This window comes from Photobacterium aquae (assembly GCF_001029445.1).
Classification (GTDB): Bacteria; Pseudomonadota; Gammaproteobacteria; order Enterobacterales; family Vibrionaceae; genus Photobacterium; species Photobacterium aquae.
Map to the genome: position 1 here is coordinate 14,444 of NZ_LDOT01000040.1, position 12,981 is coordinate 27,424.

The following is a 12,981-nucleotide window of genomic DNA, read 5'->3' on the forward strand; positions in this document are numbered from 1 at the left end:
CCATGTTTTACCAGGATAATTTTGATGTCATCGTTGTAGGTGGCGGCCATGCAGGTACTGAAGCCGCACTTGCTGCTGCCCGAATGGGACAGAAAACCCTACTACTGACACACAATATCGATACGCTAGGCCAAATGTCATGTAACCCGGCGATCGGCGGGATCGGGAAAGGACACCTGGTTAAAGAAGTTGATGCCCTGGGTGGTCTGATGGCACGTGCCATTGACAAGGGCGGGATCCAGTTCCGGACCCTGAACTCATCCAAGGGCCCGGCCGTACGTGCCACTCGCGCCCAGGCCGACCGTGCGCTATACAAGGCTGCTGTCCGCCACGAGCTGGAAAACCAGCCAAACTTGATGTTGTTCCAACAGGCTGTTGACGATCTGATTGTCGAAAACGATCGTGCAGTCGGTGTCGTGACCGAAATGGGGCTGAAATTCCGCGCCAAAGCGGTCGTTTTGACCGTCGGTACATTCCTTGGCGGTAAGATCCATATTGGTTTGGAAAACTACAGCGGCGGCCGTGCTGGTGATCAACCATCGATCGCCCTGGCAGCGCGCTTGCGCGAACTGCCTTTCCGCGTTGATCGTCTCAAGACGGGGACACCACCGCGCATCGATGCGCGCAGTGTGGATTTCAGCCAACTGCAGGCCCAGCATGGTGATAACCCGACCCCGGTGTTCTCGTTCATGGGTAAGCAGTCGGATCATCCGCGTCAAATTCCATGCTTTATCACCCACACTAACGAGCGCACCCACGATGTGATCCGCAATAACCTGGATCGCAGCCCGATGTATTCCGGTGTGATCGAAGGGATCGGCCCGCGCTACTGTCCGTCGATCGAAGACAAGGTGATGCGCTTCTCCGACAAGGACAGCCACCAGATCTTCATCGAGCCGGAAGGCCTGACAACGCATGAGCTGTACCCTAACGGGATCTCTACCAGCCTGCCGTTTGACGTTCAGATGCAAATTGTTCGCTCAATGAAGGGCTTCGAGAATGCCAATATCGTCCGTCCGGGCTACGCCATCGAATACGATTTCTTCGATCCGCGTGATTTGAAGCAAACATTCGAAACCAAATTTATTGCAGGCTTGTTCTTTGCCGGCCAGATCAACGGCACGACAGGCTACGAGGAAGCTGCCGCACAAGGCTTGCTTGCCGGTATGAACGCTGCCTTGTTGTCGCAGGACAAAGAAGGCTGGAGCCCGCGCCGCGATCAGGCCTACATGGGCGTGCTGATTGACGATTTGTCGACAATGGGCACCAAAGAGCCATACCGCATGTTCACTTCGCGTGCTGAATATCGCTTGCTGCTACGTGAAGACAATGCCGATCTGCGCCTGACTGAAATCGGCCGTGAATTCGGGTTGGTTGACGACGAGCGCTGGGCGCGCTTCAACCAGAAAATCGAGAACATCGAACTTGAGCGTCAGCGCCTGAAAGGGATCTGGATCACCCCGACCTCCGAGCAGGTGGACGAGGTCAACGCCATTATCAAGTCGCCGATCGTTCGCGAGGCCAGCGGCGAAGATTTGCTGCGTCGCCCTGAAGTGACTTATGCACAGCTGACCGCTCTGGAGAAGTTCGGCCCGGCCCACGAGGACGAGCAGGCGAGCGAGCAGGTGGAAATTCAGGTTAAGTACCAAGGTTACATCGATCGCCAGAAAGACGAAGTCGAAAAATCACTGCGCCACGAGAATACCAAGCTGCCGCTGGATCTCGATTACAGCGTGGTGAAAGGTCTGTCCAACGAGGTTATCGCCAAGCTCAACGACGCCAAGCCTGAAACTATCGGGATGGCATCGCGTATCTCGGGGATCACCCCGGCGGCGGTATCGCTGCTACTGGTATACCTCAAAAAACAAGGCATGCTGAAGAAAGGCGAATAGGAGTTACTGTGAAACAACGTTTGCTGCAGCTGATAGCAAAAACGGATCTGGTGGTCTCTGACCACCAGGTAGACCAGCTGGTTGGTTACGTCGCCATGCTGGACAAATGGAACAAGGCCTACAACCTGACCTCTGTCCGCGATCCTAACGAAATGCTGGTTAAGCACATCATGGACAGTATCGTAGTAAGCACTCACCTTGACGGTGAGCGCTTTATCGATGTCGGTACCGGCCCTGGCCTGCCGGGGATCCCGCTGGCTATCATGAACCCGGACAAGGCGTTTACCCTGCTTGACAGCTTGGGTAAGCGGATCCGCTTCATCCGTCAGGTAACGCATGAGCTGGGGATTGAGAACGTGACCGCGGTGCAGAGCCGAGTTGAGGAGTTTCAGCCGGAAACAGGCTTCGACATGGTGCTGAGCCGTGCCTTCGCCTCGCTGACGGACATGGTGTCTTGGTGCCGCCATCTGCCTACCCAGCAGGGCTGTTTCATGGCCCTGAAAGGACAGTTCCACCAACACGAGGTTGATGAGCTACCTGAATGGTGTTCTGTGACAGAGGTCAAATCTTTGCAAGTTCCTGAGTTAGAAGGCGAGCGCCATCTAGTAATCTTGGCAGCAAAGGATTAATGGACGAGGGATTTTCGTGGGAAGAGTCATAGCGGTTGCCAACCAGAAAGGTGGCGTGGGTAAAACCACAACATGCGTTAACTTAGCGGCGTCACTGGCTGCGACACAGCGTAAGGTGCTGGTGATTGATCTCGATCCCCAGGGCAATGCCACCATGGCAAGCGGTGTCGACAAATATCAGGTTGATGCCACTGCCTACGATCTTCTCGTCGAGGAAACCCCGTTCAACGAGGTGGTGATCACCGAAACCACGGGCGGCTATCACCTGATTGCCGCCAATGGTGATGTGACTGCGGCGGAAATCAAATTGATGGAAGTCTTTGCCCGCGAAGTCCGCCTGCGCACCGCGCTGGCGGCAGTTCGTGATAACTATGATTTCATCTTTATTGATTGTCCTCCGGCCTTAAATCTCCTTACAATCAATGCTATGACTGCAGCTGACTCGGTCTTGGTGCCGATGCAGTGCGAATATTTCGCCCTTGAAGGCCTAACGGCGCTGATGGATACCATCAGCAAGCTGACTGCTGTTGTAAACAGCGATCTGAAGATCGAAGGCTTGCTGCGGACGATGTACGATCCGCGCAACCGACTGGCCAGCGAAGTATCGCAGCAGCTCAAGAAGCATTTTGGTGACAAGGTTTATCGAACCGTGATCCCGCGTAATGTCCGTTTGGCCGAAGCGCCAAGCCACGGCCGCCCGGCAATGTACTACGACAAGTACTCGAGCGGTGCCAAGGCGTATCTGGCATTGGCCGGGGAAATTATCCGCCGGGACGAGCTTGCCTATCAAGGCAGCGCTGCGGATGCTTAAGGGTCAACCATGAATATGAACAAACGAGGCCTTGGAAAGGGCCTTGATGCATTACTGGCTACCAGCTCGGTGGCCCAGGCCCGGCAGCAACAGGCTGTACAGGCCCAGTCGCTGACTGCTGAAGGTTCGTTACAAGAACTGGCGGTCGGCTTGCTGGTACCTGGCCGTTACCAACCGCGCAAGGATATGTCCGATGAGGCATTGGCCGAATTGGCCGATTCAATTCGTGTCCAAGGTGTGATCCAGCCTATCGTGGTGCGCAAGACGGCTGGCCAGCAATACGAAATCATCGCCGGCGAGCGACGTTGGCGGGCATCACGTCAAGCTGGGCTTCAGAAAGTCCCTTGTATTATTCGTGATGTGAGCGACAAGGCCACCGTGGCGATTGCTCTGATTGAGAATATCCAGCGTGAGGATCTCAATGCTATCGAAGAAGCCGAGGCGCTAGAACGGCTGATTGGTGAGTTTTCACTGACTCACCAGCAAGTGGCCGAGGCCGTCGGTAAATCCCGGGCGGCGGTATCGAATTTGCTGCGTCTCAACCAGCTTGAAGTACCTGTTAAGCGGTTGGTTGAGCAGCGTAAAATTGAGATGGGCCATGCCCGTGCCCTGCTCGCTCTTCCTGCCGAAAAGCAGTGGGATGCCGCTCAGGAAATTGTCACCAAGATGTTAACGGTTCGTGACGCCGAGCGACTGGTCAAGAAGCTGTTGGCCCCTGTCGAAGAGGTGCCTGCCAAGCCGGTTGATACCCGTCTCGCGGTGGCAGAAACGCAACTGAGTGAGCGGTTTGGTGCGCAAGTGGCTATCAGCCAACAAAAAAATGGTAAAGGCAAGATCGTTATCAGTTATGATGAAGCTGACAAATTGACGCAACTCCTTGAAAAACTTGGTTACGAAGTGTGATTTTTGCTGTGTTTAAAATGTTGCAAATATTACGCGCATGTGATCAGGTTATTGTGTTGTAAAATCTAACACTTTTTTTTGCTGCTATTCGATTGCTTTCAATCTGATGAACCGTATAATTTTCGCTGTTTTCCCTGCACACTGAATGTGCCGAGGAACGGACTCGAGGAACGAATACATGGTATCGGCGCTAGTTAAACCGGGACGCCAATTGGCGAAACGGATGTTTTTGTTACAATCTGGCGTCGTGTTGACAACGGCAATTCTGTCAGTTTTTGCTGTCAGTGTTGACTGGGGAATCTCTGCACTTATCGGTGGCGGTATCTTTATTGTTGCCCAAGCTGTCTTTGCTTGCTGTGCCTTCCTGTTCAGCGGTGCCCGCAAGGCCCGTCTGATCATGGCGTCATTCTATGGCGGTGAGGTACTGAAAATTCTCATCACAGTCATCCTATTTTCCGTTGTTTACCTGTATACCGAGGTGGAACTTGTTCCCCTCAAACTGGCCTATTTGCTGGCTCTTGGTATTAATATCTTTGGGCCGGTTTTATTCATTAACAACAACAAATAGGATGAGTTATGGCTGCGCCAGGTGAAGCGCTAACGCCGTCGGGCTACATTACTCACCACTTGACCAATCTGGCAGTGGGTGATGGAAGCTTTTGGACGGTTCATATTGATAGCCTGTTTTTCTCAGCCCTGACGGGACTACTCTTTCTTTGGGTATTCCGTAAGGCTGCGAAATCAGCGACATCAGGAGTCCCTGGAAAACTACAGTGTTTTGTGGAGATCTTGGTTGAGTTCGTTGACACTAACGTCAAGGATACCTTCCATGGCCGCAACCCGCTGATAGCTCCTCTGGCTCTGACCATTTTCTGCTGGATTATGCTGATGAACATCATGGACTTAGTGCCAATTGATTTTCTTCCGTATCCTGCAGAGCATTGGCTGGGTATTCCTTACCTCAAGGTGGTACCAACGGCTGATGTCAACATCACCATGGCAATGGCACTGGGTGTTTTCGCATTGATGATCTACTACAGCATCAAGGTGAAAGGACTGGGTGGCTTTGTTAAAGAACTGGCTCTTCACCCGTTCAATCATCCGATCATGATCCCGTTCAACCTGCTTCTTGAAGTGGTATCGCTACTGGCGAAACCTATTTCACTGGGTATGCGTTTGTTCGGTAACATGTTTGCAGGTGAGGTGGTGTTTATCCTTATTGCGGCGCTAATGCCGTGGTGGGCTCAATGGCTAGGGTCGTTACCGTGGGCAATTTTCCACATCCTGGTCATTACAATTCAAGCATTCGTGTTTATGATGTTGACTATTGTGTACCTGTCTCAGGCGCATGAAGACAATCATTAACGATTATTTGTAAATTATTCAATTTTTACTGGCACTTTAGCCGACAACAATAAACTGGAGATAGTGATGGAAACTTTACTTAGCTTTTCTGCAATTGCCGTGGGCATCATTGTAGGTCTTGCTGCACTGGGTACAGCGATCGGCTTCGCACTTCTAGGTGGTAAGTTCCTTGAAGGCGCTGCGCGTCAGCCTGAAATGGCACCAATGCTACAAGTTAAGATGTTCATCATTGCGGGTCTGCTTGATGCGGTTCCAATGATCGGTATCGTAATCGCTCTGCTATTCACATTCGCAAACCCATTCGTTGGCCAGCTAGCTGGTTAATTCAAACTAACGAACGGATCCATAGCAACCCTTTTTAAGGAGATGCGTTGTGAATATGAATGCAACTCTGCTGGGGCAGGCTATTGCTTTCTTCATGTTCGTCGTGTTCTGCATGAAATATGTATGGCCACCGATCATGGAAGCAATTGAAGAACGTCAGAAGAAAATTGCTGACGGTTTGGCAGCGGCTGATCGCGCTGCCAAAGACCTGAACCTGGCGCAGTCGAATGCAGCTGACCAACTGAAAGATGCAAAACGTACTGCAACAGAGATCGTAGAGCAAGCGAACAAGCGCAAAGCTCAGATCATCGACGAAGCGAAGGCGGAAGCCCAAGTTGAGCGTGAGAAAATTCTGGCCCAAGGTCTTGCTGAGATCGAAGCCGAACGCAACCGCGCACGCGATGAACTAAGAAAACAAGTTGCAACTCTGGCCGTGATTGGTGCTGAGAAAATCATTGAGCGTTCTATCGATAAAGATGCGCACGCTGATCTTCTTAACAAAGTCACTGCAGAACTGTGATTAAAGGGGCACGCACATGTCGGATATGACTACTATCGCACGCCCCTACGCTAAAGCAGCTTTTGATCTTGCGGTTGAAAAAGGCGAGCTGGGCCCTTGGGCCGAAATGCTCTCCTTTGCTGCCGAAGTCACCCGTGACGAGACTATTCAGGACATCCTGGATAGCGGTTACGCGGCGGACAAGCTGACAGAGATTTTTCTGACAGTATGCGGTGAGCAACTCAACGAATTCGGCCAGAACCTGATTAAGGTGATGGCCGAGAATGGCCGCCTGAAAGCCCTTCCTGCTGTTTGTGATGAGTTCATGGTCCTGAAAAGCGATCATGACAAGACCATCCAGGCGACAGTGACTTCCGCGATTGCGCTGGATGACACTCAGCTTGAGACAATTAGCACGAAGCTGGAAGCGCGCCTTGAGCGTAAGGTTAAGCTGAACTGCAGTGTAGACGAGACCCTGATTGCTGGGGTTGTGATTAGAGCTGGAGACTTGGTTATCGATAATTCAGTACGCGGCAAACTAGACCGCCTGAGCGATACCTTGCAGTCTTGATTTGGGGAATTGGAGCATGCAACTTAATTCCACGGAAATTAGCGCACTGATCAAGCAGCGTATTGAAAATTTCAATGTTGCGAGTGAAGCGCGTAACGAAGGTACTATCGTTTCTGTAAGCGACGGTATCATTCGTATCCATGGCCTTGCTGATGTAATGCAAGGTGAGATGATTGAACTACCGGGTGGCCGTTACGCCCTGGCACTAAACCTTGAGCGTGACTCGGTTGGTGCGGTTGTAATGGGCCCGTATGCCGACCTTCAGGAAGGCATGAAAGTAACAGGTACCGGCCGTATCCTTGAGGTACCGGTGGGCAAAGCCCTACTTGGCCGTGTGGTTAACACCCTGGGTGAGCCTATCGATGGCAAAGGTCCAATCGAGACTGAGACATACTCTCCAGTTGAAGTGATTGCACCGGGTGTTATCGACCGTAAATCGGTTGACCAGCCTGTTCAGACCGGCTACAAAGCCGTCGACTCGATGATTCCAATCGGCCGTGGCCAGCGTGAGCTGATCATCGGTGACCGTCAGACGGGTAAGACCGCGATGGCGATCGATGCCATCATCAACCAGAAAAACTCTGGTATCTACTCTGTTTATGTCGCTATCGGCCAGAAAGCCTCTACTATCGCTAACGTAGTACGCAAGCTGGAAGAGCACGGCGCGCTGGAAAACACCATCGTGGTTGTTGCCTCTGCGTCTGAAGCGGCTGCCCTGCAGTACCTAGCACCATACGCTGGCTGTGCGATGGGTGAGTACTTCCGCGACCGCGGTGACGATGCCCTGATTGTATACGATGACCTGTCTAAGCAGGCTGTTGCTTACCGTCAGATCTCGCTACTGCTACGCCGTCCGCCAGGCCGTGAAGCCTTCCCTGGTGATGTTTTCTACCTCCACTCTCGCCTTCTAGAGCGTGCAGCGCGTGTTAACGAGCACTATGTAGAGAAGTTCACCAACGGTGAAGTGAAAGGCCGTACCGGCTCTTTGACTGCCCTGCCTATCATCGAAACGCAAGCGGGTGACGTATCGGCATTCGTACCGACTAACGTTATTTCGATTACCGATGGTCAGATCTTCCTTCAGACCGAACTGTTCAACGCTGGTATCCGTCCTGCTGTTGACCCAGGTATTTCGGTATCGCGTGTTGGTGGTGCGGCTCAGACCAAGATCATCAAGAAGCTGTCTGGTGGTATCCGTACCGCTCTGGCTCAGTACCGCGAACTGGCTGCATTTGCTCAGTTCTCGTCTGACCTAGATGACGCGACGAAGAAGCAGCTTGACCACGGTCAGAAAGTAACCGAGCTGATGAAGCAGAAGCAGTACTCGCCAATGTCTGTATTCGAGCAGGCAGTGGTGATCTTCGCTGCGGAGAAAGGCTTCCTGAACGATGTTGAGCTGGCTAAGCTGGCCGACTTCGAGGCTTCGCTACTTTCTTATGCCAAAGGTCAATTTGCTGAGCTAGTGTCTCAGATTGATGAAACGGGTGCGTGGAACGACGAAATCGAAGCTCAGTTCACCAAACTGATGAACGATTTCAAAGCGACCCAGACTTGGTAATTGGTTGGTGGTCGCTTGCGATCACCTACTAACGGAGAGTAACGATGGCCGGCGCAAAAGAGATTCGTAACAAGATCGGTAGTGTTAAGAACACTCAGAAGATCACTAAGGCGATGGAAATGGTGGCAGCGTCCAAAATGCGTAAAACGCAGGACGCTATGGAGTCATCACGTCCATACGCAGAAACTATGCGCAAAGTGATCGGTCATATCGCCCTTGGTAGCCTTGAGTATAAGCATCCTTATCTTGAGGAGCGTGAAGCCAAGCGCGTTGGTTACATCATTGTTTCGACTGACCGTGGTCTGTGTGGTGGCCTGAACATTAACTTGTTCAAGCAAGCCATTACAGATATCCAGACATGGTCACAGCAAGGTGCGGAAGTAGAAATGGCGCTGATTGGCTCCAAGGCGACCGCATTCTTTAACAGCTATGGCGGTAATGTTGCCGCTCAGGTGTCTGGCCTGGGTGACAAGCCATCAGTGCACGAGCTGATCGGTACCGTTGGCGTAATGCTGAAGAAATATGATGAAGGCCAGTTGGATCGCCTGTACCTGGTGTACAACAAGTTTGTTAACACCATGGTCCAGGAGCCAGTGATCGATCAATTGCTGCCTTTGCCGAAGTCGGAAGACGAAGACATGCAGCGCAACCATTCTTGGGATTACATTTATGAGCCCGAGCCAAAAGTTCTGCTAGATACCCTGCTGGTCCGCTATGTGGAGTCACAGGTCTACCAGGGCGTGGTCGAGAACCTTGCCAGTGAGCAGGCAGCTCGAATGGTCGCGATGAAAGCAGCCACAGACAATGCAGGTAACCTGATCAACGATTTGCAGCTTGTGTACAACAAGGCCCGTCAGGCCGCGATTACACAAGAGCTGTCTGAAATCGTTTCTGGTGCAGCTGCTGTTTAAGGCAAAGAATAAACAAGTTTAGAGGATTAACGATGGCTACAGGTAAGATCGTACAGATCATCGGTGCGGTAGTCGACGTAGAGTTTCCACAGGACTCGGTACCGCAGGTATACGATGCCCTTCACGTTGATGCAAAGGAAAACGGCACCCTTGTGCTGGAAGTTCAGCAGCAGTTAGGTGGCGGTGTTGTTCGTGGTATCGCAATGGGTAGTTCTGACGGCCTGCGTCGTGGTCTGTCTGTTGTAAATACAGGCCGCCCAATTGAGGTGCCAGTTGGTACAGCAACCCTAGGACGTATCATGAACGTTCTGGGTCACCCAATTGATGAATGTGGTGAGATTGGCGAGCAAGAGCGCTACGCGATCCACCGTGAAGCACCAAGCTACGAAGAACAGTCGAATACAACCGACATGCTGGAAACTGGCGTTAAGGTTATCGACCTGATTTGTCCATTCGCCAAGGGTGGTAAAATCGGCCTGTTCGGTGGTGCGGGTGTAGGTAAGACCGTTAACATGATGGAGCTTATCAACAACATCGCAATCCAGCACTCAGGTCTGTCAGTATTTGCCGGTGTTGGTGAGCGTACCCGTGAGGGTAACGACTTCTACTTCGAGATGCAGGAAGCGGGCGTTGTAAACGTTGAGAATCCAGAGCTTTCGAAAGTAGCAATGGTTTACGGCCAGATGAACGAGCCACCAGGTAACCGTCTACGTGTTGCACTGACTGGCCTGACTATGGCTGAGAAGTTCCGTGATGAAGGCCGTGACGTACTGCTGTTCATCGATAACATCTACCGTTATACCTTGGCCGGTACAGAAGTATCAGCCCTGCTTGGCCGTATGCCATCTGCAGTAGGTTACCAGCCGACACTGGCTGAAGAGATGGGTGTTCTTCAGGAGCGTATCACATCAACTAAGACGGGCTCTATCACGTCTGTGCAGGCCGTTTACGTACCTGCCGATGACTTGACTGACCCATCTCCGGCGACCACGTTCGCCCACCTTGATGCGACCGTTGTACTGTCTCGTCAGATCGCATCTCTGGGTCTGTACCCAGCGATCGACCCATTGGATTCTACATCACGTATGCTGGACCCATTGGTTGTTGGCCAGGAGCACTACGACATCGCGCGTGGCGTGCAGTCTATCCTTCAGCGCTACAAAGAGCTGAAAGATATCATCGCTATTCTGGGTATGGACGAGCTGTCTGAAGACGACAAGCTGGCTGTATCCCGTGCGCGTAAGATCGAACGTTTCCTAACTCAGCCTTACCACGTGGCAGAAGTATTTACCGGTCAGCCTGGTATCTACGTATCTTTGAAAGATACGCTGCGTAGTTTCAAGGGTCTTCTAGCTGGCGAATACGACGATATCCCAGAGCAGGCATTCATGTACTGCGGCGCGATTGAAGACGTATTGGAAAAAGCTAAGACGCTATAAGCTAATTAGGAGGCGACATGGCAGCGATAACCTTCCATCTGGACGTCGTCAGCGCCGAGAAGCGTCTTTTCTCTGGCCGTGCTGAAAACATTCAGGTGACCGGTAGCGAAGGTGAACTGGGTATCCACGCAGGTCACACCCCGCTGCTGACCGCTATCACGCCGGGGATGATCCGCATCGTGAAGCAGCATGGCGGCGAGGAGGTGATTTACCTTTCTGGCGGCATGCTGGAAGTGCAGCCGGGTACTGTGACGGTACTGGCTGATACGGCTATCCGCGGTGAAGATCTGGATGCAGCGAAAGCGGCAGAAGCGAAACGTCAGGCTGAGGAGCGAATCCACAACCAGCATGGCGATATCGACTTTGCCCAGGCGGCCAGTGATCTGGCTAAGGCGATTGCTCAGCTTCGTGTTATCGAGCTGACAAAGAAAGCCCGCTAACCAGGCAGCAGGACAAAAAGCGACCCATCGGGTCGCTTTTTTTATGCCTGAAGATAGCCAGCCCAGTTATGGCCTGATGTTAGGGGTTAGTTATTACTTGCCGAAAATTAATGCTTTTGCTTAACCCCCGGCGACTGAGCCGATAGAATGCAAAAAGATAAATTTGATAATGCGCATCAAGAGGGATTGATTATCATGAGTTTCAGCGCTGTGATTCTGGCTGCGGGTAAGGGTACCCGTATGTATTCGAACATGCCGAAGGTTCTGCATACCTTGGCAGGCAAGCCGATGGCCAAGCATGTCATCGATACCTGTGCTGGCCTCGGTGCAAGCAACCTTCACCTAGTTTATGGCCATGGCGGCGAGCAGATGAAGGCCGCTCTGGCCGATGAGCCGGTCAACTGGGTCCTGCAGGCCGAGCAGCTGGGCACCGGTCATGCCGTTAACCAGGCCGCCCCTGAAATCGCCGATAACGAAAAGGTGCTGATCCTGTACGGTGATGTGCCGCTGATCAGCAGCGAGACGTTGGAAAACCTGCTTGATGCCCAGCCTGCGGGCGGCATTGCCTTGTTGACCGTTGTGCTTGATGACCCGACGGGCTACGGCCGTATTGTGCGCCGCAATGGCCCGGTAGTGGCAATCGTCGAGCAGAAAGACGCGAGCGAAGAGCAGAAGCTGATCAAAGAGTGCAATACTGGGATGATGGTGGTTGACGGCGGCGATCTCAAACGCTGGCTGGCGGCGCTGAAGAATGACAATGCCCAGGGCGAGTACTATCTGACTGACATCATCGAGATTGCCCACAATGAAGGCCGCGCGGTAGAGGCTGTGCACCCAGTTCGCGCGATTGAAGTGGAAGGGGTCAACAATCGGATCCAGCTGGCCAAGCTGGAGCGTGCCTATCAGTCAATGCAGGCCGAGCGTCTGCTGGAGCAGGGCGTGATGCTACGTGATCCGTCTCGCTTTGACCTGCGTGGTGAGCTGCAGTGCGGCACGGACGTCGAAATCGATGTTAACGTCATCATTGAAGGCTGCGTATCGCTCGGCAATAACGTGGTGATCGGTGCTGGCTGTATCCTGCGTGACTGCGAAATTGACGACAATAGCATTGTCCGCCCTTACAGTGTGATTGAAGGCGCGACCGTTGGTGAAGATTGCACCGTGGGGCCGTTCACCCGCCTGCGCCCTGGTGCTGAGCTGGCCGGTGATTCCCATGTCGGCAACTTCGTCGAAATGAAGCAGGCCCGTCTGGGCAAGGGCTCAAAGGCCAACCACCTGACCTACCTCGGCGATGCCGAGATCGGCGATCGGGTCAATATCGGTGCCGGTACGATTACCTGCAACTATGACGGCGCCAATAAGTTCAAGACTGAGATCGGGGACGATGTATTCGTTGGCTCGGACTCCCAGCTGATTGCCCCTGTGAAGGTGGCCAATGGGGCGACAATCGGCGCCGGTGCGACGATTAACCGCAATGTCGGCGAGGGCGAGCTGGTGATCACCCGTGCCCCTGTGCGCACCATTAAGGGCTGGAAACGCCCGGTAAAACAAAAGTAATAGGGCGTGATACGCTAATCACAAAGGCAAGGGATCCCTTGCCTTTGTTGTTTCTGGGGTAGCCTGCCCCTGCCCCTGCCCC

At 52.8% G+C, this 12,981-nt stretch carries 14 protein-coding genes; all 14 read left to right on the forward strand.

The annotated features are described in order from the left end of the window. The first annotated feature begins 2 nt into the window (after positions 1-2). The 14 genes from mnmG to glmU all read left to right on the forward strand — a co-directional run bounded on the left by mnmG (position 3) and on the right by glmU (position 12,899). Entirely contained in the window at positions 3-1,892 is a 1,890-nt protein-coding gene (gene mnmG / locus ABT56_RS20860; protein ID WP_047880873.1) for a tRNA uridine-5-carboxymethylaminomethyl(34) synthesis enzyme MnmG, read from the forward strand. Positions 1,893-1,900: 8 nt separating this feature from the next. After that, positions 1,901-2,521, forward strand: a complete 621-nt coding sequence (rsmG, locus tag ABT56_RS20865; protein ID WP_047880862.1) for a 16S rRNA (guanine(527)-N(7))-methyltransferase RsmG — start codon at positions 1,901-1,903, stop codon at positions 2,519-2,521. A gap of 16 nt (positions 2,522-2,537) precedes the next feature. Further along, positions 2,538-3,332 carry a ParA family protein gene (locus ABT56_RS20870; protein ID WP_047880863.1) on the forward strand — a complete coding sequence of 265 codons (795 nt, stop codon included), beginning with the start codon at positions 2,538-2,540 and terminating at the stop codon, positions 3,330-3,332. Between the two features lie 15 nt (positions 3,333-3,347). Beyond that, the gene (locus tag ABT56_RS20875) at positions 3,348-4,235 is read left to right on the forward strand and encodes a ParB/RepB/Spo0J family partition protein (protein WP_047880874.1); all 888 of its coding nucleotides are present in this window, start codon (positions 3,348-3,350) and stop codon (positions 4,233-4,235) included. 178 nt (positions 4,236-4,413) lie between these two features. Beyond that, a complete protein-coding gene (locus ABT56_RS20880) occupies positions 4,414-4,803 on the forward strand; it encodes a F0F1 ATP synthase subunit I (protein ID WP_047880864.1) in 390 nt (129 codons plus the stop codon). A gap of 8 nt (positions 4,804-4,811) precedes the next feature. Continuing rightward, positions 4,812-5,600 (forward strand): F0F1 ATP synthase subunit A, encoded by a 789-nt coding sequence (atpB, locus tag ABT56_RS20885; RefSeq protein ID WP_047880865.1) that lies wholly within the window; start codon positions 4,812-4,814, stop codon positions 5,598-5,600. Positions 5,601-5,666: 66 nt separating this feature from the next. After that, on the forward strand, positions 5,667-5,924 hold the full coding sequence (gene atpE / locus ABT56_RS20890; protein WP_005302247.1) for a F0F1 ATP synthase subunit C: 258 nt from the start codon (positions 5,667-5,669) through the stop codon (positions 5,922-5,924). Positions 5,925-5,973: 49 nt separating this feature from the next. Next, a complete protein-coding gene (gene atpF, locus ABT56_RS20895; protein WP_047880866.1) occupies positions 5,974-6,444 on the forward strand; it encodes a F0F1 ATP synthase subunit B in 471 nt (156 codons plus the stop codon). Positions 6,445-6,460: 16 nt separating this feature from the next. Beyond that, entirely contained in the window at positions 6,461-6,994 is a 534-nt protein-coding gene (atpH, locus tag ABT56_RS20900; RefSeq protein ID WP_047880867.1) for a F0F1 ATP synthase subunit delta, read from the forward strand. A 16-nt stretch (positions 6,995-7,010) separates the two neighbouring features. Next, a complete protein-coding gene (atpA, locus tag ABT56_RS20905; RefSeq protein ID WP_047880868.1) occupies positions 7,011-8,552 on the forward strand; it encodes a F0F1 ATP synthase subunit alpha in 1,542 nt (513 codons plus the stop codon). Positions 8,553-8,596: 44 nt separating this feature from the next. After that, positions 8,597-9,463, forward strand: coding sequence for a F0F1 ATP synthase subunit gamma (atpG, locus tag ABT56_RS20910; protein WP_047880869.1), 867 nt, complete (start codon positions 8,597-8,599; stop codon positions 9,461-9,463). A 32-nt stretch (positions 9,464-9,495) separates the two neighbouring features. Next, a complete protein-coding gene (atpD, locus tag ABT56_RS20915) occupies positions 9,496-10,902 on the forward strand; it encodes a F0F1 ATP synthase subunit beta (RefSeq protein WP_047880870.1) in 1,407 nt (468 codons plus the stop codon). A 17-nt stretch (positions 10,903-10,919) separates the two neighbouring features. Next, the gene (locus ABT56_RS20920; RefSeq protein ID WP_047880871.1) at positions 10,920-11,342 is read left to right on the forward strand and encodes a F0F1 ATP synthase subunit epsilon; all 423 of its coding nucleotides are present in this window, start codon (positions 10,920-10,922) and stop codon (positions 11,340-11,342) included. Positions 11,343-11,537: 195 nt separating this feature from the next. Further along, on the forward strand, positions 11,538-12,899 hold the full coding sequence (gene glmU, locus ABT56_RS20925) for a bifunctional UDP-N-acetylglucosamine diphosphorylase/glucosamine-1-phosphate N-acetyltransferase GlmU (RefSeq protein ID WP_047880875.1): 1,362 nt from the start codon (positions 11,538-11,540) through the stop codon (positions 12,897-12,899). Positions 12,900-12,981: the final 82 nt, after the last annotated feature.

Excerpts from the sequence above, each read along its gene's own strand:
- atpH (WP_047880867.1), top strand. The coding sequence starts at position 6,461 with ATGTCGGATATGACTACTATCGCACGCCCCTACGCTAAAGCAGCTTTT.
- atpA (WP_047880868.1), top strand. The coding sequence starts at position 7,011 with ATGCAACTTAATTCCACGGAAATTAGCGCACTGATCAAGCAGCGTATT.
- atpB (WP_047880865.1), top strand. The coding sequence starts at position 4,812 with ATGGCTGCGCCAGGTGAAGCGCTAACGCCGTCGGGCTACATTACTCAC.
- ABT56_RS20875 (WP_047880874.1), top strand. The coding sequence starts at position 3,348 with ATGAACAAACGAGGCCTTGGAAAGGGCCTTGATGCATTACTGGCTACC.
- glmU (WP_047880875.1), top strand. The coding sequence starts at position 11,538 with ATGAGTTTCAGCGCTGTGATTCTGGCTGCGGGTAAGGGTACCCGTATG.
- atpD (WP_047880870.1), top strand. The coding sequence starts at position 9,496 with ATGGCTACAGGTAAGATCGTACAGATCATCGGTGCGGTAGTCGACGTA.
- ABT56_RS20920 (WP_047880871.1), top strand. The coding sequence starts at position 10,920 with ATGGCAGCGATAACCTTCCATCTGGACGTCGTCAGCGCCGAGAAGCGT.
- ABT56_RS20880 (WP_047880864.1), top strand. The coding sequence starts at position 4,414 with ATGGTATCGGCGCTAGTTAAACCGGGACGCCAATTGGCGAAACGGATG.
- atpG (WP_047880869.1), top strand. The coding sequence starts at position 8,597 with ATGGCCGGCGCAAAAGAGATTCGTAACAAGATCGGTAGTGTTAAGAAC.
- atpE (WP_005302247.1), top strand. The coding sequence starts at position 5,667 with ATGGAAACTTTACTTAGCTTTTCTGCAATTGCCGTGGGCATCATTGTA.
- mnmG (WP_047880873.1), top strand. The coding sequence starts at position 3 with ATGTTTTACCAGGATAATTTTGATGTCATCGTTGTAGGTGGCGGCCAT.